Annotated in this window: 1 protein-coding gene; it reads right to left on the bottom strand. The window is 66.2% G+C overall.

What is annotated here, in order from left to right:
* Positions 1-404 (bottom strand): biotin/lipoyl-containing protein (locus tag C667_RS23795; protein ID WP_306415799.1); only part of this gene is annotated, 404 nt, incomplete at its 3' end.
* Positions 405-548: the final 144 nt, after the last annotated feature.

Genomic DNA, 548 nt, shown 5'->3' with positions numbered 1-548 from the left:
CTCGCCGCCGCGGGGGCGGCGCTCGAGGCTGGCGTAACACTCGCCGTCCCTGTAGGAGCGGCGGAAGCCGCGATGGGCGCAGGCGCAGAAGCCGACGCCGTGTTCGCGGCGGCTGCCGCGCCTACAGGGGCACCGGTGCCGGCCGAGGTCGCGGCCGAGGCCGTCGTTGATTCGACGCGGATCAGCACCGCACCTTCGCCGACCTTGTCGCCCAGATGGACCAGCACTTCCTTGACCACGCCAGCGGCCGAGGACGGCACGTCCATGGTCGCCTTGTCGGACTCCAGCGTGCAGATCGCATCGTCCACATTGATGCTGTCGCCGACCTTCACGAATAGCTCGATGACCGGCACCGAATCGAAATCGCCGATGTCGGGTACCTTCACTTCAATCATTTGACTCATCTTCATCACCTCGTGAGGAGTTTCCGGAAGAGGAAGGCGCGAGGCGGGGAGGGTGTCGCCCCTGCCCCCTCACGCCTCACTCCTCACCACGTCAGAGCATCACCCGGCGGAAGTCCGCCAGCAGTTGCGCGAGGTACACGTTGA

This window comes from Thauera phenylacetica B4P (genome assembly GCF_000310225.1).
Taxonomy (GTDB): Bacteria; Pseudomonadota; Gammaproteobacteria; order Burkholderiales; family Rhodocyclaceae; genus Thauera; species Thauera phenylacetica.
The sequence above is the reverse complement of the archived record's forward strand: the minus strand, read 5'-3'. Positions and strand labels throughout refer to the sequence as shown.